Annotated in this window: 21 protein-coding genes; 7 read left to right on the top strand and 14 right to left on the bottom strand. The window is 63.1% G+C overall.

The genetic code is table 11. The annotated features are described in order from the left end of the window. Positions 1-5 precede the first annotated feature (5 nt). A complete protein-coding gene (gene mutY / locus AC57B1_RS01990) occupies positions 6-1,133 on the top strand; it encodes an A/G-specific adenine glycosylase (RefSeq protein WP_496416413.1) in 1,128 nt (375 codons plus the stop codon). A 29-nt stretch (positions 1,134-1,162) separates the two neighbouring features. Here mutY and AC57B1_RS01985 read toward each other — a convergent pair whose 3' ends face one another. The 11 genes from AC57B1_RS01985 to kdsD all read right to left on the bottom strand — a co-directional run bounded on the left by AC57B1_RS01985 (position 1,163) and on the right by kdsD (position 10,618). Next, a complete protein-coding gene (locus tag AC57B1_RS01985) occupies positions 1,163-1,798 on the bottom strand; it encodes an LON peptidase substrate-binding domain-containing protein (protein WP_091796801.1) in 636 nt (211 codons plus the stop codon). A 39-nt stretch (positions 1,799-1,837) separates the two neighbouring features. Then, a complete protein-coding gene (gene rapZ, locus AC57B1_RS01980; protein WP_091800827.1) occupies positions 1,838-2,731 on the bottom strand; it encodes an RNase adapter RapZ in 894 nt (297 codons plus the stop codon). Positions 2,732-2,825: 94 nt separating this feature from the next. Further along, positions 2,826-3,794, bottom strand: coding sequence for an HPr(Ser) kinase/phosphatase (gene hprK, locus AC57B1_RS01975; protein ID WP_007179412.1), 969 nt, complete (start codon positions 3,792-3,794; stop codon positions 2,826-2,828). A gap of 127 nt (positions 3,795-3,921) precedes the next feature. Beyond that, on the bottom strand, positions 3,922-4,437 hold the full coding sequence (locus tag AC57B1_RS01970; RefSeq protein WP_091796800.1) for a PTS sugar transporter subunit IIA: 516 nt from the start codon (positions 4,435-4,437) through the stop codon (positions 3,922-3,924). A gap of 292 nt (positions 4,438-4,729) precedes the next feature. After that, the gene (gene hpf, locus AC57B1_RS01965; protein WP_007179410.1) at positions 4,730-5,089 is read right to left on the bottom strand and encodes a ribosome hibernation-promoting factor, HPF/YfiA family; all 360 of its coding nucleotides are present in this window, start codon (positions 5,087-5,089) and stop codon (positions 4,730-4,732) included. A gap of 170 nt (positions 5,090-5,259) precedes the next feature. Then, positions 5,260-6,777, bottom strand: coding sequence for an RNA polymerase factor sigma-54 (locus AC57B1_RS01960; protein WP_496416412.1), 1,518 nt, complete (start codon positions 6,775-6,777; stop codon positions 5,260-5,262). 218 nt (positions 6,778-6,995) lie between these two features. Further along, positions 6,996-7,781, bottom strand: coding sequence for an LPS export ABC transporter ATP-binding protein (lptB, locus tag AC57B1_RS01955; RefSeq protein ID WP_091796798.1), 786 nt, complete (start codon positions 7,779-7,781; stop codon positions 6,996-6,998). Beyond that, positions 7,778-8,449 (bottom strand): lipopolysaccharide transport periplasmic protein LptA, encoded by a 672-nt coding sequence (lptA, locus tag AC57B1_RS01950; protein ID WP_091796797.1) that lies wholly within the window; start codon positions 8,447-8,449, stop codon positions 7,778-7,780. The genes lptB and lptA overlap by 4 nt, the downstream gene beginning before the upstream one ends. 20 nt (positions 8,450-8,469) lie before the next feature. Beyond that, entirely contained in the window at positions 8,470-9,078 is a 609-nt protein-coding gene (lptC, locus tag AC57B1_RS01945; RefSeq protein WP_408483339.1) for an LPS export ABC transporter periplasmic protein LptC, read from the bottom strand. Further along, on the bottom strand, positions 9,075-9,635 hold the full coding sequence (locus AC57B1_RS01940) for a KdsC family phosphatase (RefSeq protein WP_496416411.1): 561 nt from the start codon (positions 9,633-9,635) through the stop codon (positions 9,075-9,077). Before AC57B1_RS01940 ends, lptC begins: the two co-directional genes overlap by 4 nt. Then, positions 9,635-10,618, bottom strand: coding sequence for an arabinose 5-phosphate isomerase KdsD (kdsD, locus tag AC57B1_RS01935; RefSeq protein WP_496416410.1), 984 nt, complete (start codon positions 10,616-10,618; stop codon positions 9,635-9,637). Before kdsD ends, AC57B1_RS01940 begins: the two co-directional genes overlap by 1 nt. Positions 10,619-10,779: 161 nt before the next feature. Between kdsD and AC57B1_RS01930 the strand changes: the two genes are divergently transcribed. The 5 genes from AC57B1_RS01930 (at position 10,780) to purU (ending at position 16,007) form a co-directional block, all read left to right on the top strand. Continuing rightward, positions 10,780-12,783, top strand: a complete 2,004-nt coding sequence (locus tag AC57B1_RS01930) for a monovalent cation:proton antiporter family protein (protein WP_496416768.1) — start codon at positions 10,780-10,782, stop codon at positions 12,781-12,783. Positions 12,784-12,873: 90 nt separating this feature from the next. Then, the gene (locus tag AC57B1_RS01925; protein ID WP_091796793.1) at positions 12,874-13,440 is read left to right on the top strand and encodes an adenine phosphoribosyltransferase; all 567 of its coding nucleotides are present in this window, start codon (positions 12,874-12,876) and stop codon (positions 13,438-13,440) included. 59 nt (positions 13,441-13,499) lie between these two features. Further along, a complete protein-coding gene (locus AC57B1_RS01920; protein WP_496416409.1) occupies positions 13,500-14,114 on the top strand; it encodes a LysE family translocator in 615 nt (204 codons plus the stop codon). A gap of 74 nt (positions 14,115-14,188) precedes the next feature. Continuing rightward, positions 14,189-15,037 (top strand): NUDIX hydrolase, encoded by an 849-nt coding sequence (locus AC57B1_RS01915; protein ID WP_408353380.1) that lies wholly within the window; start codon positions 14,189-14,191, stop codon positions 15,035-15,037. Between the two features lie 100 nt (positions 15,038-15,137). Continuing rightward, complete coding sequence (gene purU / locus AC57B1_RS01910) at positions 15,138-16,007, top strand: formyltetrahydrofolate deformylase (RefSeq protein WP_091796790.1); 870 nt, start codon at positions 15,138-15,140, stop codon at positions 16,005-16,007. A 74-nt stretch (positions 16,008-16,081) separates the two neighbouring features. Here the strand turns inward: purU and AC57B1_RS01905 are convergent, their stop codons facing one another. Next, entirely contained in the window at positions 16,082-17,308 is a 1,227-nt protein-coding gene (locus AC57B1_RS01905; protein WP_496416408.1) for a PepSY-associated TM helix domain-containing protein, read from the bottom strand. Between the two features lie 154 nt (positions 17,309-17,462). Between AC57B1_RS01905 and AC57B1_RS01900 the strand changes: the two genes are divergently transcribed. After that, entirely contained in the window at positions 17,463-17,624 is a 162-nt protein-coding gene (locus AC57B1_RS01900) for a hypothetical protein (RefSeq protein ID WP_496416407.1), read from the top strand. A 223-nt stretch (positions 17,625-17,847) separates the two neighbouring features. Here the strand turns inward: AC57B1_RS01900 and AC57B1_RS01895 are convergent, their stop codons facing one another. Then, positions 17,848-18,933, bottom strand: coding sequence for an AI-2E family transporter (locus AC57B1_RS01895; protein WP_091796788.1), 1,086 nt, complete (start codon positions 18,931-18,933; stop codon positions 17,848-17,850). 34 nt (positions 18,934-18,967) lie between these two features. Continuing rightward, positions 18,968-21,841, bottom strand: coding sequence for an excinuclease ABC subunit UvrA (gene uvrA / locus AC57B1_RS01890; RefSeq protein ID WP_091796787.1), 2,874 nt, complete (start codon positions 21,839-21,841; stop codon positions 18,968-18,970). Positions 21,842-22,125: the final 284 nt, after the last annotated feature.

The following is a 22,125-nucleotide window of genomic DNA, read 5'->3' as shown; positions in this document are numbered from 1 at the left end:
CTTCAATGCCTTCTCGCTTAACTCCGCGTTCAACGCCATCCGATGCGCCTGCAGCGCCCGCTTTTCCGGCCATGTCCGATTTTTCCACGCGCCTGATCGCGTGGCAGCGTCAGCATGGCCGGCATGATCTGCCGTGGCAGAACACGCGAGATCCGTATCGCATCTGGCTGTCGGAAATCATGCTGCAGCAGACGCAGGTGTCGACGGTGATTCCGTATTACGCGAAGTTCCTCGCGCGTTTTCCAACTGTCGCTGCGCTCGCCGCGGCGCCGTCCGACGACGTCATGGCTTTGTGGGCCGGCCTTGGCTATTACACGCGTGCCCGCAATCTGCATCGCTGCGCGCAGGTCGTGGTCGAGCAGCATGACGGCGCGTTCCCGGCATCGGTCGAGGCGCTGGCGGAGTTGCCGGGCATTGGCCGTTCGACGGCGGCGGCGATCGCGTCGTTCGCATTCGGCGCGCGTGCGACGATTCTCGACGGCAACGTCAAGCGCGTGCTCGCGCGCGTGTTCGGCGTCGAAGGATTCCCGGGCGAGAAGAGAGTCGAGAACGCGATGTGGACGCTGGCGGAGTCGCTGCTGCCGTCGAATGCATCGGACGCAGAAGTCAGTGCGTACACGCAAGGCTTGATGGATCTCGGCGCGACCTTGTGTGTGCGTGGCAAGCCCGACTGCCTGCGCTGCCCGTTCGCCGCCGACTGTGTGGCGAACGTGACGGGGCGTCAGCGCCTATTGCCGACGGCGCGTCCGAAGAAGGCGGTGCCGACGCGCCGCACATGGATGCTGGTGCTGCGCGACGGCAATGCCGTGATGCTGGAGAAGCGGCCGCCTTCGGGTATCTGGGGCGGCTTGTGGAGCCTCCCCGAAGCCGCCGACGAAACCTCGCTCGCCGAGCGTGCGCGTGCCTTCGGCGGAGACGGTGCGGTTTCGCCGCTGGCGCCGCTCACGCATGTGTTCACGCATTTCAAACTGGATATCGAACCGCGGCTCGCGGAACTGGATCGTGGCGTGGGCGCCTTGGCGGCGTTGGGCGACGCGGACACCGCGTGGGTCGCGCTCAGCGATCTCGATTCGTTCGGCGTGCCCGCGCCGGTGCGCAAACTGCTGGACAGCTTGCAGGGCTCGCTGATCTGATCAAGCCGGCTGCAGCACGGCGGCCGCTTTCAGAGCAATTGATGTTGCTGCATGTAGTGATGAACCACGTCGATGCGCGCTCCGGCATCCTGCAATTCCATCAGTTTCTGGCGAGCACGCAGCGCGATCGGCAGCACTTCGGCCAGACGGTTCGACACCCATGACGGATCGTCGAGCCTGAATGGCTGCGCAAACGGCAGGCTTTCCGGATCCCGTTCGCGGATGGTCGCGATGATCCGTTCGAGCACCTCAGCGCATGCGCCGAATTTGGCCAGCTGCTCATTGCCTTCGAGCGGCGTGTCCTCGCCGAGCGGTTCCGCCATGCCGACCAGCAGGCCGCTTGTCTCCACGCGATGCGACAGCAGGCGAAAACGCCGTGTGCCGCGCGCGCGAATCAGCAGCATGCCGAAGGCTTCGACGTCGCATTCCTCGATTTCGGCGAGACAGCCGATTGCTTCGGGCACCGAAGGCTCTTCCTCGCGCGCGACTTCCGCGCCGCTCTTCAGCAGACACACGCCGAATGGCGTTTTTTCCCGCAGACAGTCGCGCGCCATGTCGAGGTAGCGCGCTTCGAAAATCTTCAGCGGCAGCAGTCCGTCGGGAAACAGCACCGTATGCAGCGGAAACAGCGGCACATCGGCAAGCACAGTAGAAGTAGAAGACATGGCGCAACGCTTCGAGTTGAGGCCGCGCGATGCGGCCGGTTAAGCCACTAACTTCGATGATTCGCCGGCTTCGACCGGCGCATCGCGGTGCCGCACAATGACATTCGCCGAAGCTGCGAGACGCGCGGCGAGCGTCTCGGCAATGAACACAGAGCGATGCTGGCCACCGGTGCAACCGATCGCGACGGTCAGATAACTGCGGTTGTCGTCGCGGAAATGCGGAAGCCATTTGGCGAGGAATTTCTCGATGTCGTCGATCATTTCATGCACGACCGGCAGCGCATCGAGAAAGTCGATCACGGGTTTGTCGAGGCCCGTGAGCGGCCGCAATTCATGATCGTAATACGGGTTCGGCAAGGTGCGCACGTCGAAGACGAAATCCGCGTCGAGCGGCACACCGCGCTTGAAGCCGAACGACTCGAACATCAGCACGAGGCCCGAATCTTTCTGCTCGATAAAGCGTTTGACCCACGCGCGCAACACGTTTGCGCGCAGATTGCTGGTGTCGATCTGATGGCCGAACTCGGCCAGGCCCGCCACGAGTTCGCGTTCGCGCTCGATCGCTTCGGCGAGTGAGGTGAGCAGGCCGACGTCCGCGTCGCGCGCGGTCGAACCGGACAGCGGATGGCGGCGGCGCGTTTCGGAGAAGCGTTGAATCAGCGATTGTGTGCTTGCGTTCAGGAACAGCACCCGCACGTCGTGGGCACGCGACAGGTCGCGGATCATGGCGGGCATTTCGTCGAGCGAGGCGCTAGAACGCGCGTCGATTGCGACGGCAAGGCGATCTTGCCCGTCCTCGGCGAGATAGGAAGCCAGTTGCGGCAGGAAACGCGGCGGCAGGTTGTCGACGCAGTAATAGCCTGCGTCTTCAAGCGCGTTCAGGGCAACTGACTTGCCGGAGCCGGATATACCGGTGATCAGGATTATGCGCATGGAGTCGTCGAAACCGTACATTTCATCATAGCATCTGGTCCCCATGCGCGTACCCGACCTGCCGCTGGCTGCGGTAAGGCATGGTCTCGTGGACTCAGATCAGTTTGCCGGGAAACTGGCTGTCGGGGTCTTGCATCGCCAGGCGCTGGCGATCCATGAAGTCGCGCAGCGTGTCGATGCCGCGCAGTTGCAGGATCGTATTGCGCACGGCTGCTTCGACCAGCACCGCCAGGTTTCGGCCGGCTGCCACCTGAATCGTGACTTTGCTGATCGGCAGGCCGAGCACGTCCACGGTCTGGCTCTCCAGCGGCAGGCGTTGGAATTCGCCATCAGGACGGCGGACCAGTTGCACGATCAACTTGAGCTTCATTTTTCGGCGAACCGCGGTTTCGCCGAAAATGGTCTTGATGTCGAGCAGGCCCAAGCCGCGCACTTCGAGCAGGTTTTGCAGCAGCGGCGGGCAACGCCCTTCAACGAAGTCCGGACCGAGACGCACGAAGTCCACCGCGTCGTCGGCAACGAGTCCGTGGCCGCGGCTGATCAGTTCCAGCCCGAGTTCGCTCTTGCCGAGGCCCGAGTCGCCGGTGAGCAGCACGCCCATGCCGAGGATGTCGAGAAACACGCCATGCAGCGTGGCGCGCGGCGCCAGAATGCGCGACATGTAGAGGCGCAGGCTGTCGATCACCGCGGCGGCGGACATTGGCGTGGTGAATAGCGGCGTGGACGAGCGCGTGCAGCGCAGCACCAGTTCCGGCGGCGCCGCGACGCCGCCCGCCACCACCAGAAACGGTGGTTCCAACGCGATCAGCTCGGCCATGTGGCGCGAGCGGTCTTCATCGGTTTGGCGCTTGTAGTAGTCGATTTCGGCGTCGCCGAGCACCTGGATCCGGTTCGGGTGGATCAGGTTCAAGTGGCCGACAAGGTCGGCGCTCGACGTGGCATTGGCGACCGATTCCGAAGAAAAGCCGCGCTCCCAGCCTTCATGCCCCGTCAACCAGCTGAGCTTCAGCGTGGCGGCGTTATCGTCGAAAATGCTCTGGGCGTTGATGCTGGACGTATCCATGAGTCAGTGACTCCAGTGTGGGCCGCTTGCCGGGCAAAGCGAAGGCCACGCTAGCGCGAGCCGCTTGCCTTGCCGGGCAGTATCCGCGTGCGGGCGGATAACCGGCGTGCGGATAACCGCCGATACATCAAGGTTGCCACTGAGTGAGCAGGCGATGCAATGTTTCGCGGTCTTCTTCCGTGTGCAGGCGCTCGCGGGCTTCGCGATCGGATAGCAACTGGGCGATTTCCGAAAGGATCTCGAGGTGTTGCTGAGTGGCCTGTTCCGGCACGAGCAGGAAGATGAGCAGCGAGACCGGCTGACCGTCGGGCGATTCGAAGGGGATGGGTTCGGCAAGGCGGACGAACGCGGCGAGCGGCTGCTTCAAGCCTTTGATCCGGCCATGCGGAATCGCCACGCCTTCACCGAGGCCAGTCGATCCGAGGCGCTCACGCGCGAACAGATTGTCAGTGACCGTGCTACGGGCGATGCCGTTCTGGTTCTCGAAGATCAGGCCCGCTTGCTCGAACACACGCTTCTTGCTGGTGACCGAAAGACCGACGACGACGTTCTCGAGGGGAAGAAATTTGGCTAAACGATTCATGTTGACAGGCGAAAACGTGGCCTGGGTTCTCCTCGCTGGGGCGTTTGAGTGGCGTTCCATTCGTTTGATGCTCGCGGCGACGAGCGTGGAGGTGCAAAAAGCGCAGGACTCCGGCCGACCGTTTTTTCCGCTTGAGCTAACTTTGACCCCGATGGTAACCGGAACATTATAGAACAGGGTAGCCACGGATGGTGCGACGCGCCATCAATGCGCCGTGAGTTATGTTCTAGCGTCGATATGCCACGCGGCCATGCGAGAAATGGGCGTCCAGAAACAAAAAACCGCCCGGGTTCGGGCGGTTTTGCTGGTTAAGGGAAAACGAAGAGCGAATGAAAAAATCCTCCAGGTTCCCTTACTGCGGCGGCACGTCTAGTTGCGGCGCCGGTTGATACTTGATCGCCTCATGCGCATGGCCTTGCAGGCGATCCTTATGGCGAATGACTTGCCGGTCAAGCTTGTCGATCATCAGATCGATCGCAGCGTACAGGTCGCTGTCACAGCTCTCGACAAAGAGATCCTTGCCCTTGAGATGCAGGTTGATTTCAACCTTTTGACGCTTTTCCTTTTCCTTGTGGTTGTTGTCGACCGAGAGGACCACACTGCCGTCGATGACCTGATCGAAATGTCTTAGCACCCTATCCAGTTTGGTGATCACGTATTCGCGCAACGCAGGCGTTACTTCGAGGTGGTGTCCACTGATCTGCAGATTCATAGTGCTTCTCCAAGCTAGTGGCCGCTTGATCCGCACGATGAGGAAGGTCCGGTCGATCTGTCGACTTGCCTGAGTCGTCCCCCGGTGACTGACTTCTGGCAGGTCGCATCGGCCGGCCTGTCCGCCAACAGCGGAGCGGCCGGTAAATGCCCGCCACGGAAGGCGACGGGCTACAGAGACTTGCGCAGGTTGACTGCCGGAATCTTGAGCGCTTCACGGTACTTCGCAACGGTACGCCGTGCGACCACGAAGCCCTGTTCCGCCAGCAGTTCGGCTATGCGACTGTCTGAAAGAGGAGATTTCGGGTTTTCCGCTCCTATCAGTTGCTTGATGAGCGCGCGGATCGCCGTTGAAGACGCCGCGCCGCCCGTGTCAGTCGAAACGTGTGATCCGAAGAAGTACTTAAATTCAAGCGTCCCGAATGGGGTCAGCATGTATTTACCGGTTGTCACACGCGAGACAGTTGACTCGTGTAGGCCCAGCGTATCAGCAATTTCCCGCAAAACCAAGGGGCGCATGGCAATTTCGCCGTGCACAAAAAAGCTCTTCTGACGCTCGACAATAGCTTGCGCCACCCGCAGGATCGTCTCGAAACGCTGCTGGATATTTTTGATCAGCCAGCGCGCTTCCTGCAGTTGCTGGCGCAACGAACCGCTGCCCGGATCGCCCCTGTTATTGCGCAGGATGTTCGCGTAAAGGTGATTGATTCGCAGCTTCGGCACGACTTCCGGATTCAGCTCGGCCTGCCAGCCCTGTGCCGTTTTGCGCACCATGATGTCCGGCACGACGTAGTCCGCTTCGGCCTTGCCGTAAGCGGCGCCGGGGAACGGTTCGAGCGAGCGGATCAGCACGTGGGCGTCGCGTAAGTCGTCGTCGCTGGCCTTCAGGTGCTTGCGCAGACGCGTGAAATCGCGCGCCGCCAGCAATTCCAGATGGTGGGCGACGATATCGAGCGCGAGCGTGCGAGTGGGTGAGGCATCGAGCCGCAGCAATTGCAGCTTGAGACATTCCGACGCGGAACGGGCGCCGACGCCGGCCGGGTCGAAGCTATGCAGCAGCGCAAGCGCGGCATTCAGTTCGTCGAGGTCGACTTCGAGTTCTTCGGGCAGATCGGCCTGCACTTCCTCGAGCGTGGCGGCAAGGTAGCCGTCGTCGTCGAGCGATTCGATCAGGAAGGTGATCAGCGCCCGGTCGCGCTGGCCCGCCTGGGTGACGCGCAATTGCGCCATCAGGTGGTCGCGCAGCGAGGTGCTCGATTCGTGGATTTGCAGCGGCGGCAGGTCGTCGTCGTCCGAGGCGTTGCCCGAGCGGCCGTAGTCGTCGAGATTCCACTGGGATGCGTCGCCGTTACTGTCGCCGCCGAGGCCGTTGTATTCGTCCACGCCCTGCGGCTCGCCGTTCTCGGCGCGCTCGCTGCTGCTGGTGGACGATGACGACGTGCTGCCGCCCATCTGGTCGGGCGGAGCGGACGAATTCGGCGTCTGGGCGATCAGCGAGCCGTCGGCCGCCACGCGCAGCGGGCTCGCGATCCAGTCGTCCTCGTTCTCGAGGAGTGGATTTTGCGAGATCGCCATTGCGACTTCCTGCTGCAATTCGAGCGTAGACAACTGAAGCAGCCGGATGGACTGCTGCAGTTGCGGCGTCAGCGCAAGATGCTGCGATAGGCGGAGTTGGAGGCTGGCTTTCATGGCAAGTTGAGATTCATTGTAGAGAGTTTGCCACGACCGCGATACCTTGCGACATTCGCAATTACGCGTGCGCCTCTCGCGTGCACTCTCGTGCGCTCTTTCGGGCGGTGTTGGGCGGTGCTGGGCGCGAATCGGCCCGGGTCGAAAATACGCGTGTGCGGTTGCCGCACGGGGAGCCGGCGGGTGCGCGCTCGCACCGCCGGGAATCCCTGATGCGCTTACATGCGGAAGTGCTCGCCCAGATAGACGCGCCGCACGCTTTCGTTTTCGATGATGTCGCTCGGGGCGCCGGCTGCCAGCACACTACCGTCGCTGATGATATAAGCGTGATCGCAGATGCCGAGCGTTTCGCGCACGTTGTGGTCCGTAATCAGCACGCCGATGTTGCGCTGCTTCAGAAATTTGACGATCTTCTGGATTTCGAGCACGGCGATCGGGTCGACGCCGGCGAACGGTTCGTCGAGCAGAATAAAGCTCGGATTGGTGGCCAGCGCGCGAGCAATTTCGACCCGGCGGCGTTCGCCGCCCGAGAGCGACAGCGCCGGATTTTCGCGCAAGTGCGAAATCTGCAATTCGTCGAGCAAGGCTTCCGTGCGGCTCGTAATGGTGTCTTTGCTAAGCCGCTTGCCGTTGTCTTCGTGCTGCAATTCGAGCACGGCACGAATGTTTTGTTCGACGCTGAGCTTGCGGAACACCGAAGCTTCCTGCGGCAGGTATGACAGCCCAAGCGAAGCGCGCTTGTGGATCGGCAGCAGGCTGATCGACTTGCCGTCCAGATCGATTTCACCCGCGTCGAGCGGCACGAGGCCGACGATCATATAGAACGAGGTGGTCTTGCCCGCGCCGTTGGGCCCGAGCAGACCGACCACTTCGCCGCTTTTGACGTCGAGCGACACGTCTTTGACGACGGTGCGCGACCCATAACGCTTTTTCAGGTTGCGCACTGCCAGCGAACTACTGGTGCCGGCCGGCTTGCGATTGGGGAGGGACGCGGAGGTGCTCACTGGTTCGGCGCTCCCTGGATCGTAGTGGACGGCGCAAGCGTGGCCGACGCGCCGTTCAGCGGCGCGGCGCCGCCGTTGCGCGGCGCCAGCATGGCGCGCACGCGGCCGGTCGGGTTACCCGGGCCGGCTACGTCCTTACCTGCCTTCGCGGTATAGAAGTCGCTCTGGCCGTCGTACGTAATGACGCTGCCGTGCACCTGGTCCATGACCGTGGACAGGCCTTGCAGGCGTTTCACGGTGGCGTTGGTGGTGAGCGTGGTCAGATCCTGCTTGCCGTCGTAGTCGATACGAATGGCCGTGCCTTCGATGTATTCGTCGAGACCTTCGCGCTTCTGGCGGAAATACGACAGATTGCCGCCGCTCGAGGTGCCGGTGGCGTACTGATAGCCTTGCGGGTCTTGTGTCACTTCGACGCGGTCGGCCTTGATCACGATCGTGCCTTTGGTCGCGACCACATGGCCGGTAAAGATATTGACCTGTTTGAGGTCGTCGTAAGTCATGTTGTCCGCTTCGACGTTCAGCGGCTTGTCCTTGTCGGCACGGTCCGCGTGCGCGAGCGGCGCGAAGCCGGCGAGCGGCAACGCGACGATCAGCGCGGCGAGTCCGGCGCGGCACGCGGACAGGGAGCGCGAGCGGCCGGTATCAAAACGGGGGAACGATTCGTTCATGCAGTCACGCCTGGAATGGATTACCCGGGTTGCTTGGGCGAGCTGCCGCCTGCTTCGGACGGGGCGATCGAGCCTTTCACGTTGCCGAACAGCTGCATCACCCGGGTGACGTTGTTGTAGTTCATGCCGCTGGCAGTCATCACCGACATGCCGCGCTGAAGTTTAACCGGCTTTTCGGTCTCGATCACATCGTCGTTGACCAGCACCCTAAAATGCTGCGAATCCGCTTGCATCTGCGGATCTCCGAAGCCGGGCGCGCGCAGGATGCGCGCGTTGTCGTACAGATCGACGATGGACGCGTCGCCGTTCACCTTGCCGGTGTCGCCGGTCGCGGTGACGATTGGTTTGCCGGGCTGGAACGCGCGCATGGCCGGTTTGACCATGTCGCTCAGCTCGTCGTCTTCGTAGTGGATCAGCGATTGCGCAGTCAGCCGGTATTGCGTCGAGCCCGACTGGTCGAGTTCGGAAATCGAGAAGTTGTCGGCGAAGTAGTCCGGCGTGTGTTCCTTGGGACGCACCACGCCTTCGTTCTGCCGGGGCAGGGTGGCCTGCAACAGCCACCACGTGATACCGGCGAGCGCAGCCATTGCGACCAGCGGAATCAGCGAAGTCAGGCGAAACTGGTTCATCCGACGAGGCCTCGCTGTTCGCCGCTACAGGCGGCCGCGAGCAACGCCTCGTATTTGTGCTGCGCACGCAGCAACGTATCGCAGACTTCGCGCGCCGCGCCATGGCCGCCGCGCGCTTCGCTGACCCAATGGGCCCGCGCGATCACTTCGGGGTGCGAGTTGGCCGGCGCGGCCGCGAAGCCGACCTTTAGCATCACGCCGAGATCGACCCAGTCGTCGCCCATGTAGCCGCATTGTTCCGCTGTCATGCCGGTTTGCTGCAGCAGGTCTGCGAACGCCAGGGGTTTGTCCTGCACGCCCTGGTAGACGTGCGTGATGTTCATTTCCTTCGCCCGCGCCGCCACGATGCCCGACTTGCGCCCGGTGATGATCGCCGTTTCGATGCCGGCCTGGCGCAGCAGCTTCATGCCGTGGCCGTCCATCGAATTGAAGCCCTTCATCGTGTCGCCTTCCGCCGTGAACAGGAGGCCGCCGTCGGTCAGCACGCCGTCGACGTCGAAAATCATCAGCTTCACGCGGCTTGCGCGTTCGGTTGCGGTGGCGGGAGCGAGGGCCATCAGATCACCTTCTTCGAGAACAGGTCGTGCATGTTGAGTGCGCCGATCAGCTTGCCTGCTTCGTCGACGACCAGCATCTGATTGATGCGGTGGCGCTCCATGAGTTCCACGGCTTCCACCGCGAGTTGATCCGGACCGATGGTGCGCGGGCCGGCGGTCATCACGGAGGCGATCGGCAACTGACGGAAATCGCCGTCGCGTTCGAGCACGCGGCGCAAGTCGCCGTCGGTGAAGATGCCGGCCACGTGGTCCGCGTGATCGACGATCGCGGTCATGCCCATGCGCTTGGCGGTCAACTGGAACAGCGCGTCGCGCACGGTGGCCTCGGGTGTGACCTTCGGCACTTCGTCGCCGGTGCGCATGACGTCGCGTACATAAGTGAGCAGGCGCCGGCCGAGCGCGCCGCCCGGATGCGAGCGGGCGAAGTCGTCGCGGCCGAAGCCACGCGCGTCGAGCACCGCGACCGCGAGCGCGTCGCCGAGCGCGAGCGCGGCGGTGGTGCTGGCGGTGGGCGCAAGGTTCATCGGACAGGCCTCTTTCGCTACCCCGGAATTCAGGTGCACGTCGGCCAGTTGTGCGAGACTCGATGACGGGCGGCCCGTCATCGCAATCAGCTTCGCGCCGAGCCGCTTGATGAGCGGCAGGATCGCCACGAGTTCTTCGGTTTCACCGGAATTGGACAGCGCCACGAACACGTCGTCGGCAGTGACCATGCCGAGGTCGCCATGACTGGCTTCCGCTGGGTGCACGAAGAACGCCGGCGTGCCGGTGCTGGCGAGCGTGGCCGCGAGCTTGCGGGCCACGTGGCCGGATTTGCCGATGCCGGAAACGACTACGCGCCCGCGGCAGCCGAGGATGAAATCGACCGCCCCGACGAAACCATCGTCGAGTTGATCGCGAAGCGCGCGCACGGCGTCCGCTTCGATGTCGAGCACGTCGCGAGCGAGCGCGAGTGCCCGGTCGCCATTGATTTTCGCTATCATTCGCGAAGTATAGCAAAGGCGCCTGTTCGCCGCGCCGGGCCTGCTGTGCCGAGCCGCTGTCTCTATTGCTGCCTTTAACGGCCCCTCAACCTTGTCGCACGGCGTTTCTCGTGCGCGGTTCCGCTGACGAACGAGGACGCTTTACCGATGCGTTTCTGCCGATGATTTCCCCCCTCGAAATGACGCTGTTCCTGCTGCTTGCATCGGTGGCGGGCGTGGTGACCTTTCGCTTTCTGAATCTTCCGCCGATGCTCGGCTATCTGACGGTGGGCATCGTCGTCGGGCCGCATGCATTCGGTCTGATTCCGGACTCGGTCGGGGCGCAGAACCTCGCTGAATTCGGCGTTGTGTTCCTGATGTTCTCGATCGGGCTGGAGTTTTCGCTTGCCAAGCTGCGCTCCATGCGCCGTCTCGTGTTCGGCCTCGGCCTGTTGCAGGTGATCGGCACGATCGCGGTGGCGGTCACGCTCGGTTTCGTGCTGGAGCGCTGGGTGCACATCAGGTGGCAGGCAAGCGTGGCGCTGGGCGGCGCGCTCGCCATGTCGTCGACGGCGATCGTCAGCAAGATGCTGGCGGAGCGGCTGGAGATCGAGACGGAGCATGGGCGCAATATCTTCGGCGTGCTGCTGTTTCAGGATCTGGCGGTGGTGCCGCTGCTGATCGTCATCGCGGCGCTGGGCGGCAATTCCGAAGACCTGGTCAGCGCGCTCGGCGTGGCGGCGATCAAGATCGTGGTGGCGTTGGCGCTGCTTTTGATCGTGGGTCAGCGGTTCATGACGCGCTGGTTCAACGTGGTGGCGCGGCGCCGGTCGCAGGAACTGTTCATTCTCAATCTGTTGCTGGTGACGCTCGGCGCCGCGTTCATCACGGACAAGTTCGGGCTGTCGCTCGCGCTCGGCGCATTCATCGCCGGCATGTTGATCGCCGAGACGCCGTACCGGCATCAGGTGGAAGAGGACATCAAGCCGTTTCGCGACGTGCTGCTCGGTCTCTTCTTCGTCACCACAGGCATGCTGCTCAATCCGCGGGTGATCTGGGAGCATCCGCTGATCGTGCTCGGTTTCGTGCTCGGGCCGATCCTGCTGAAGGCGGTCATGGTGACGGGCCTCGCGCGCCTGTTCGGCGCCTCGCCGGGCGTTGCGATGCGCACCGGTATCGGCCTCGCGCAGGCGGGCGAGTTCGGCTTCGTGCTGCTGAATCTGATTCTCGACAAGCATCTCGTCGACGCCACGTTGTTGCAGGCGATACTCGCCGCCATGCTGCTGTCGATGCTGGCCGCACCGTTCATGATCCAGAACGCGGACCGGATCGTGCTGCGCCTGTCGTCGACTGAATGGATGATGCAGTCGTTGCAGATGACGCGCATCGCCACGCAAAGCCTGAAGCAAAGCGGCCACGTGATCATTTGCGGTTACGGCCGGGCCGGCCAGAATCTGGCGCGCATGCTGGAGCACGAAGGGTTGTCGTACGTCGCGCTGGACCTGGATCCCGACCGTGTCGCGGCGGCGGCGGCGGCGGGTGAGTCGGTCGTGTTCGGCGACGCAGGGCGGCGCGAGTCGCTGCTCGCCGCCGGTATCCACCGCGCGGCCGCGATTGCGATCACCTACGCGAACACGCCGTCGGCACTGCGCGTGCTGCACAACATTCACGAACTCGAACCCACGCTGCCAGTGATCGTCCGTACGGTGGACGACGCCGATCTGGAAAAGCTGCTGGCCGCGGGCGCGACCGAAGTGATTCCGGAAATCGTCGAAGGCAGTCTGATGCTCGCCTCGCATACGCTCGTGGTGATGGGCGTGCCGATGCGGCGGGTGGTGCGCCGGGTCGAGGAAATGCGCGACGAGCGCTATGCGCTGCTGCGCGGCTACTTCCACGGCGCCGACGACGTGGATGACGACGACGGTCACGAACAGGTGCGGCTACAATCGGTGCCGGTCGACGAAAACTCGGACGCCGTGGGCCGCACGCTCGCGGAATTGGGCCTGTTCGACGTGGGCGTCGAAGTGACGGCGATTCGCCGGCACGGCATTCGCGGCGTCGAGCCGGACCCGTCCACCAAGCTGCGTTCGAGCGATATCGTGGTGCTGCGCGGTCTGCCCGAGCAGTTGGCGGAGGCCGAGGAACGGCTCTCGAAGCATCGGCGCGCGGGCGCCACCGCAGCATAGCGCCGCCTGTACCCAGGGCGAGGCGCGTGCCTGCGGGCGCGCCCTGGTTTAGCTTTTCATCGGACCTGTGCAGGTCCATCCGGAGACATCATGTCCAACGCGCTCTCGAGCGCGCCGCTCGATGCGGCCGATTACATCAAAAGCCACATTCGCACGGTGCCCGACTGGCCGGAGCCGGGCGTGCAGTTCCGCGATATCACGCCGCTTTTGCAGGAGCCGAAGTCGCTGCGCGTGTTGATCGATCTATTCGTGCAGCGCTATATCGACGCAAAGCTCGATTACATTGCCGGGTTGGATGCGCGAGGTTTTATCATCGGGCCGATTCTCGCGTATGAGCTGAACCTCGGCTTCATTCCGATTCGCAAGGCGGGCAAGCTGCCCTACAAGCGGGTCGCGCAATCCTATGACCTCGAATACGGCTCCGCCACCGTCGAGATTCACGAAGACGCCTGCAAGCCGGGTGATCGCGTTGTCATCATCGACGACCTGATCGCCACGGGCGGCACGATGATGGCCGGCAAGATCCTGCTCGAGCGGCTCGGCGCGGTCGTGGTGGAGGGCGCGGCGATTATCGATCTGCCCGAACTCGGCGGCTCGAAGCTGCTGCGCGAGAGCGGTCTCGCGCTGTATACGGTGACTGGATTCGACGGTCATTGATCATTGGCGGCAAACGCGCTGCGAGAAGCTTCTTCCTGCTCACAGAGAAGGACACAACAATGCCTAACTTCCTGCTGTTTCTCGCCACCTCGATCGCGATCACCGTGGCGCCCGGCCCGGACAATCTGCAAGTGCTCGCGCGCGGGATCTCGCAGGGCCGCGCGGCCGGTTTCGTCGCGGCGCTCGGCTTCGCGGCGGGCATCACGTTTCACACCACGCTGGCCGCGCTCGGCGTGGCCGCGTTGCTGCGCTCGTCGCCGATGGCCTTTACAGCGATCAAGCTGGCCGGCGCGGCTTATCTGATCTGGATCGGCATCAAGGCCTTGCGTAGCCAGGGTCTCGCCACCGCGAACGAGCGCGCGCCGCAGCCGCTGATGGCGGTGTTTCGCCAAAGCGTGCTCGGCAATCTGCTGAATCCGAAGGTGACGCTGTTTTTCATCGTGTTTCTGCCGCAGTTCGTGCAGCCGAACGGCTCGCAAAGCGTCACGCTGCAGATGTTCGAACTCGGCGCGCTGTTCATGTTGCAGACAGTGGTGGTGTTTTCGCTGTTCGGCGTGTGCGCGGGGATCGTGGGCGGTTATCTGAAGCGTCGCCCACGGGTGGGCGTGTGGCTCGATCGCCTTGCCGGTGCGACGTTCATTGCCATCGGCATTCGGGTCGCGTTGCGCGATTGAGGTGAGCGGCGCGGTGCCCAGCGCTCACCGTTGAGCGCTCACCGTCAAACACCGGAAACAGTTTGGAGCTTTACATGACTTTGCCTTGCATCACCGCCGCGCGCCGCTTCGACGTGCATGCGCATGTGCCGTTCTGGATCGGCGCCGAACAGGTCGGCTGGATCCGCACGAGCGATGTGCCGTCGCTCGCGCGCTGGCCCGATGTGTTCGACCTCGACACTAACCGTGTGACGCTCGCGCCCGCATTCAATACGGTGGATTTGCGCAGCGCCGCGCTCGGTTCTGTGATCGGTGCGCTCGCCGCCGAAGGCCGCATTCCAGGCTGGCGCAACGAGACCTACGCGATCCGCAACGCGTTCGATGCGCCGCCGCTCGCGTATATCGAACGCGCGGCGTCGCGCTTCTTCGGCACGATGACCTACGCGGTGCATCTGAACGGCGTCGTAGAATACGCGGACGGCGCGCCGCAATTGTGGATCGCGCGCCGCAGCGACACCAAGGCGACCGACCCGGGCATGCTCGACAATGTCGTGGCAGGCGGGATCGGCTGGGGCTTCGGCGTCGAGGCGACGATCATCAAGGAGTGCTGGGAAGAAGCCGGCATTCCCGAGGAGATCGCCGCCCGTGCCGCGGCGGGCCGCACCGCGCATGTGCTGCAATCGTTGCCGGAAGGCACGCAGGCCGAACAGATTTTCATCTACGACCTTGCGTTGCCGGCTGATTTCGCGCCGCGCAACCAGGACGGCGAAGTGGGCGAGCACCGGCTCGCGCGCATCGACGAAGTGGCGCGCTGGATCGAGGAAGGCGCGATGACAGTCGATGCGAGTCTCGCCACGCTGGATTGTCTGTTGCGCCGCCGTTGGATCGATGAAGACGCGTGCGCCGGCATCGAGGCCATGTTCGTGCCGCCAGCGCTCGCCTGATTGCCGCAAAGGTGCGCGCGCAACGAGAATGTCGAAACACGCCGCATCGAGCCGTACATACCGAACAAACCATGCATTGAAGAAGGGAGTCACCCAGGTCATGTCGACCGATCACAGCTTTATCCTCAAACTGTCGTGCGCCGACCGGCCCGGCATCGTTCACGCAGTGTCGGGCTTTCTGTTCGAGCGTGGCAGCAATATTCTCGACTCCGCGCAGTTCGGCGACAGCCGCACCGGCGAGTTCTTCATGCGCGTGCATTTCCAGCAGGTGGGCGGCGATCCGGGTCTGGAAGCGTTGCGCACGTCGTTCGCGACGCTGGCTGAACAGTTCGGCATGCGCTGGGAGTTGCACGACGCGTCGGTGAAGCCGCGCGTGGTGATCATGGTGTCGAAGATCGGCCATTGCCTGAACGATCTGCTGTTCCGCTACCGCACTGGCCAGCTGGGTATCGAGATTCCCGCGATCATCTCGAACCACAAGGAGTTCTATCAACTCGCCGCCAGCTACGACATTCCGTTCCATCACTTCCCACTGTTGGGCGCCACGCCCGACGCGAAAGCGGCACAGGAAGCACGCGTGCTCGAAGTGATCGACGAGCATCAAGCCGACCTGGTGGTGCTCGCGCGCTACATGCAGATTCTGTCGCCGAAGCTGTGCGAAGCACTCGCCGGCCGCGCGATCAACATTCATCACTCGTTCCTGCCGAGCTTCAAGGGCGCGAAGCCGTATTACCAGGCGTTCGACCGCGGTGTGAAGCTGATCGGCGCGACGGCCCATTACGTGACGACGGATCTGGACGAAGGTCCGATCATCGAGCAGGAAGTGGAGCGCGTCGACCACAGCATGACGCCGGAGCAATTGACGGCGATCGGCCGCGACGTCGAATGCGTGACGCTCGCGCGCGCGGTGAAGTGGCACGTGGAGCATCGCGTCGTGCTGAACGGCAGCAAGACGGTGGTGTTTCGCTAAAGGCGGTTGATCGCTTTGCGGCAGAGATAAATGGCGGTAGCCGGACGACTCCGGCGCCGCCATTTTTTTGTCGACTACGGCCGCGCGGCTGACCGGCCTGCGTCACGCGCGGCATTCGCGTTTTGCGCCGAGCGGCGGCGCGCATTCAACTTCTTCAGCCAGATCAGCAGCCCTGTCGCGCTCAGCACGGCGACCGCGAGGCCGACTGCGCTAATCAGAATCCGTCCGCCTAGACCGAGGATGCGCCCCGAGTGCAGCGGGTATTGGACCTGCAAGAAGATGTCGCCGGCCGTGCCCTTGCCGGGAATCTGCGTGCTGAGTTGCTTGCCGGTGGCCGCGTCCCAATACATCCACGGATTGCCGAGGCCGATATCGCCGTGATCGTTGCCGGTTGCGTAAAAGCCGACGCCGTACGCATGCATGAATTCCGCATAGTAGACGCCGCCCGGCCCGACGCCGAGATTCCGTGCTTTGCCGGCCTGCTCGGCCAGTTGCACAATGCGCTCGCGGGGGAGTACGGTGTCGCCGGGTTGCGGCGCGCGGCGGATTTCAGGGTTGTTGAGCGGATCGGGCGTGAGCGTCGAGAACATCGACACGATTGGGCGCACCACCGGCGCTGCAAGATTCATCGATACCGATGTCAGCGCAACGATCATCAGCAGGCCCCAGATCCATACGCCGCCGGAGCGGTGCAGATCGAAAGTGAGCGCGTAGCCGCCGCGCCCGAAGCGGAAAGCGAACGACTTGCGCCATACCTTGGCGCTCGGAAACGACAGCCATAGCGCGATCAGGCTGTCGAACAGCCAGACGATGCCGACGATCCCCATCAGCCACGTACCGATATCGACGCCGCCCGTAAAAGGCAGTTGCAGCGTGTAGTGGAGCTTGTAGATGAACGGGATCAAATTGATCGGCGCGAGCGAGACGGCGCCCCATTCGCGGCGTCCCTGGATCTCGCCGGTGGCGGGGTCGACGGCAATCTGATTGAAGTCCAGCGGGTAGGGCTGGTGCGTGGCTGGGTCGATACGCGGCAACACCATCATTTGCAGCGTGTGGCCCGGTTCGGCCGCCAGCGGCAGATACGTCACCTGCAAACGCGGATCGGCGGCTTCCACGCGGCGCGCGAGTTCCAGCCCCGACAGCGCCGGTCCTGCGGTGCGTGCCTTGAAGAACGACGGGTTCAGCGCCGCATCGAGTTCATGGTCCCACGCGATGACCGCGCCGGTGAGGCCGGCGACGAACAGAAACAGCGCAGTGGCGACACCGAACCAGCGATGCAGGCGGACGAACTGCCGCCTCATGGGCGATCCGGCGAAGCGGAGCGGAAATTCGAATCAGGTGTCACGACACAGGTTTTGTGTAAATGGGAATTGTTCTCATCTTAAGGAATCATGCCACGGACTGCAAGTTTGTCGTAAGTTCGCGGCGACATTCGGGGACCGTCTGCCGCATACGATGAGCGGCGGCAGCGGCGACCCTTCCGGTCCCGACCAGCATCTGAACACGAACGTCCAGTTCCACACCGCGGGCGTGCAGTACAACCTGAGCCCGGACTGGACGCTGAATGCGAACTACAGCTACAGCAAAAGCTCACGCGATCGCAACGAGAGCAGCTAATGTCTGCAGAACAGCGCCGGAGAGTGCACCGAAAGCCGCGTCTACACGCAGGACGGCGAGTCGATCTTCCGGGGCGTGGAGTTCGACGGAGACGTATGACGCCGGGCGATCCGCGCACGTTGTCACTGAATGCGCGCATCGACTTCTGAGCATGAAAAAAAGCGGCACCGAAGTGCCGCTGTTTCGTTGCCGTGCCTCCGCTTTAGGCGCGTTGGCCGCCGCCTCAAACCAGCCGCAGGTAAATCAATTCCCGCTTGATATACGCATAGAAGATCGGCGCCGCCACCACGCCCGGAAGGCCGAACGCCGCTTCCATGATGAGCATGGCGATCAGCAATTCCCAGGCGCGCGCCTCGATCTGTCCGCCGACAATGCGCGCGTTCAGGAAGTATTCGAGCTTGTGGATCAGGATCAGGAACACGAGCGACATGACCGCCGCCGGAAAGCTCACCGAGAGCGCCACCGCGACGATGATCGTGTTCGAGATCAGATTGCCGATCACCGGGAGCAGGCCGACGATGAACGTGACCAGCACCAGCGTCTTCGACAACGGCAGCGTGTCGTGGAAGATCGGCAGGACCACCAGCAGGAAGATGCCGGTAAAGACCGCATTGATCGCGGAAATTTTCACCTGAGCGAACACGATACGGCGGAACGCATCGGCGAAACGGGTCACGCGCGTGATGAAGGCCGTGGAGAGCGGCAGACGCTGGATATGCTTTTGCGCGCCGACCGCGATGATCGCCCCGATGATCATGCCGATCAGGATATGCGTGAACGCGCGCGCCGCGGTCTTGCCGCTTTGCTGCAGCATGTTGGCGTGCGTTTGCATCAGCTCCGCCGCCTTGGTCTTCATCTGCTCGGTATCGACCGGCAGAGAGTTGGCGATGAATTGCGGAATGCGGCCACGCGCCTGGTCGATCAACTGCATGGCCTGGTCGAGCAGCTTCTGCACGCTCGGCACGTCGTTTTCGAAATGCTCGATGATGCCGAGCGTGAGCCCCGTCAGTGCGCCCACGATCACCGTGGACAGAATCACGACCGCGAGCCAGCGCGCCCGCTTGCTCGACATATGACGCTCGATGCGCGGCGCGATGGTGTGTACCAGCTGGAACACCAGCAGCCCGGCGAGCAACGCGCCGAGCAGCCGAAGTTCGATGACCGCCCACATGCCGAACAGCATCACGACGTAACTGCCGATTTCGACTGCCGAGAGCTTCGGCAGGCTCATGTCGCTAGTCAGCCTGACCGGGCGTGGGCGTAGGTCCTGCACTTGCCCGTCGTCGCGCGCCTGATTCCGCTTGGCCATGGCTTATTCCGTCCCCAACCCGAGTTGTGCAGCGTTACTTTTTACTGGCCGCGCGTTTCAGCAAAGGCGCCAGATATTTACCGGTAAAACTTGCCTTCGACTTCGCAACCTGCTCCGGCGTGCCTTGGGCGATGATTTGCCCGCCGCCCGCCCCGCCTTCAGGGCCGAGGTCGATGACCCAGTCCGCGGTTTTTATTACATCGAGATTATGCTCGATGATCACGACGGTATTACCCTGGTCCCGTAAACGATGAATCACTTCGAGCAACAGCGCGATGTCATGAAAGTGCAATCCGGTGGTCGGTTCGTCGAGTATGTATAGCGTGCGACCGGTATCACGCTTGCTCAGTTCCAAAGATAGTTTGACCCGCTGTGCTTCCCCGCCCGACAGGGTAGTGGCCGACTGGCCCAGGCGGATATAGCCCAAACCCACGTCCAGCAGGGTTTTCAGCTTGCGCGCGACGACCGGCACAGGCTTGAAGAACTCGTAGGCATTCTCCACCGTCATGTCGAGGACTTCGCTGATGTTCTTGCCTTTGTACTGAACGTCCAGCGTTTCGCGGTTGTAGCGCTTGCCGTGGCAGACGTCGCACGGCACGTACACGTCCGGCAAAAAGTGCATCTCGACCTTCAGCACGCCGTCGCCCTGGCAGGATTCGCAGCGGCCGCCCTTCACGTTGAACGAGAAGCGGCCCGCTTCGTAGCCGCGTTCTTTCGCCGCAGGCACGCCCGCGAACAGTTCGCGGATCGGCGTGAAGAGACCCGTGTAGGTGGCCGGATTCGAACGCGGCGTGCGGCCGATCGGCGACTGGTCGACGTTGATCACCTTGTCGAAGTGCTCCAGACCTTCGATCGATTCGTACGGCGCCGGCTCCGTGGCCGAACCGTACAGGTGATGCGCGACCGCGTGATAGAGCGTGTCGTTGATCAGCGTGGACTTGCCCGAACCGGACACGCCGGTCACGCAGGTCAGCAGGCCGACCGGCAGATCGAGCGAGACGTGCTGCAGATTGTTGCCGTAGGCCTCGACGATGCGCAGTCGGCGCTCGTCCGGCTCCTTGCGTTCGTCCGGGAACTCGATGTTGCGCGCGCCGGACATGTACTGCCCGGTCATCGACGCCGCGTTCGCCTGCACCTGTTTGGGCGTGCCTTCGGCGATCACCATGCCGCCGTGTTCACCCGCTCCCGGCCCCATGTCGACCACGTAGTCGGCCATGCGGATCATGTCTTCGTCGTGTTCGACGACGATCACCGAGTTGCCCAGATCGCGCAGATGCTTGAGCGTGGCGATCAGCCGGTCGTTATCGCGCTGATGCAAGCCGATGGACGGTTCATCCAGCACGTACATCACGCCGGTTAGCCCCGAGCCGATCTGCGAGGCGAGGCGAATGCGCTGCGCCTCGCCGCCGGACAGCGTTTCCGCACTGCGTTCGAGCGACAGATAGTCGAGCCCGACGTTGTTCAGGAACATGAGCCGCGCGACGATTTCCTTGACCACCTTGTCGGCGATTTCGCGCTTCGAGCCTTCCAGGCGCAGCGTCTGGAAATAGCCGAGCGCGTCGCGCAGCGGCCAGCCGCTGATTTCGAAGATGCCGCGCGCATCGCCGTCCGCGCCGATCCGCACGAAGCGCGCTTCGCGGCGCAGCCGCGTGCCGGCGCAGGCAGGGCAGGGCTGGTTGTTCTGATACTTGGCGAGCTCTTCGCGTACCGCGACCGAATCGGTCTCGCGGTAACGCCGCTCCAGATTCGGGATGATCCCTTCGAACACATGCTCGCGCACCGAGGTGCGGCCGCGTTCGTTGATGTACGAGAACGGGATCTCCTGCTTGCCCGAACCGAACAGCAGAATCTTGCGGACCTTCTCCGGCAAGTCTTCGACGGCCGTATCGATATCGAACTCGTAGAACGCCGCAAGGCTCTGCAGCATCTGGAAGTAGAACTGGTTGCGCCGGTCCCAGCCCTTCACCGCCCCCGCCGCGAGCGACAGCGACGGATGCGCGACCACCCGCTTCGGGTCGAAGAACGTGATCTGGCCGAGGCCGTCGCATTCCGGGCACGCGCCCATCGGATTGTTGAACGAGAAGAGCCGCGGCTCCAGTTCCTGCAGCGAGTACGAGCAGATCGGGCAGGCGAACTTGGAGCTGAACAGATGCTCTTTGTCGGTGTCCATTTCGAGCGCGATCGCGCGGCCGTCGGCGAGACGCAGTGCCGTTTCGAACGATTCGGCGAGACGCTGCTTCATGTCGGGGCGCACTTTCAGGCGGTCCACGACCACGTCGATGGTGTGCTTGTCGTTCTTCTTCAGCTTCGGCAGCGAGTCGACTTCGTAGATTTTCGCGACGCCTTCATTGGCGGTGCCGCCGCCCGAGCGCACGCGGAAACGGATAAAGCCCTGCGCCTGCATTTCCTCGAACAGTTCGACGTGCTCGCCCTTGCGGTTGGCCACCACCGGCGCGAGGATCATCAGCCTGGTTTCTTCCGGCAGCGCGAGCGCCGCGTCGACCATCTGCGAGACGCTTTGCGCTTCCAGCGGAATTTCGTGGTCCGGACAGTAAGGCGTGCCGACCCGTGCGAACAGCAGACGCAGATAGTCGTGAATCTCGGTGACGGTGCCGACCGTGGAGCGCGGATTGTGCGAGGTCGCCTTCTGTTCGATCGAGATGGCCGGCGACAGCCCTTCGATCAGATCGACGTCGGGCTTCTCCATCAGTTGCAGGAACTGGCGTGCATAGGCGGAGAGACTTTCGACGTAGCGCCGTTGTCCTTCCGCATAGAGCGTGTCGAACGCCAGCGACGATTTTCCCGAGCCTGAAAGGCCCGTGATGACGACGAGCTTGTGACGGGGTAGGTCGAGGTTGACGTTCTTCAGGTTGTGGGTGCGAGCCCCACGAATACGGATTTGTTCCACGGATTTATTCCATGAACTGGCGGAAAGAGGAAGAGGCTAAACCTGCTACTATAACGACTTTTCAAGACCGCCGTTACGGCTTCCTGACAGCCTGAAGAGGTGTCGAAGCGAGCTGTAAGGCAGCGGCCCAGCGCTGCGGACAAGAGGTCTAACTGGGGCCGTTTTCCGCGAGTACAAGGCAACCGCGAGGCAACCCCGAGGCAACCGCGAGGCGCCGGCGGAAGGTGCGAAGGCTGCGGGCTCGATCCTCGTGCCGCATGCTGGCCCGCCGTCCTGCGGCAAGC

It is taken from the genome of Paraburkholderia sp. BGA-UO-ETr-F21 (genome assembly GCF_059567925.1).
This window is presented reverse-complemented; position numbering and strand designations above follow the sequence as displayed.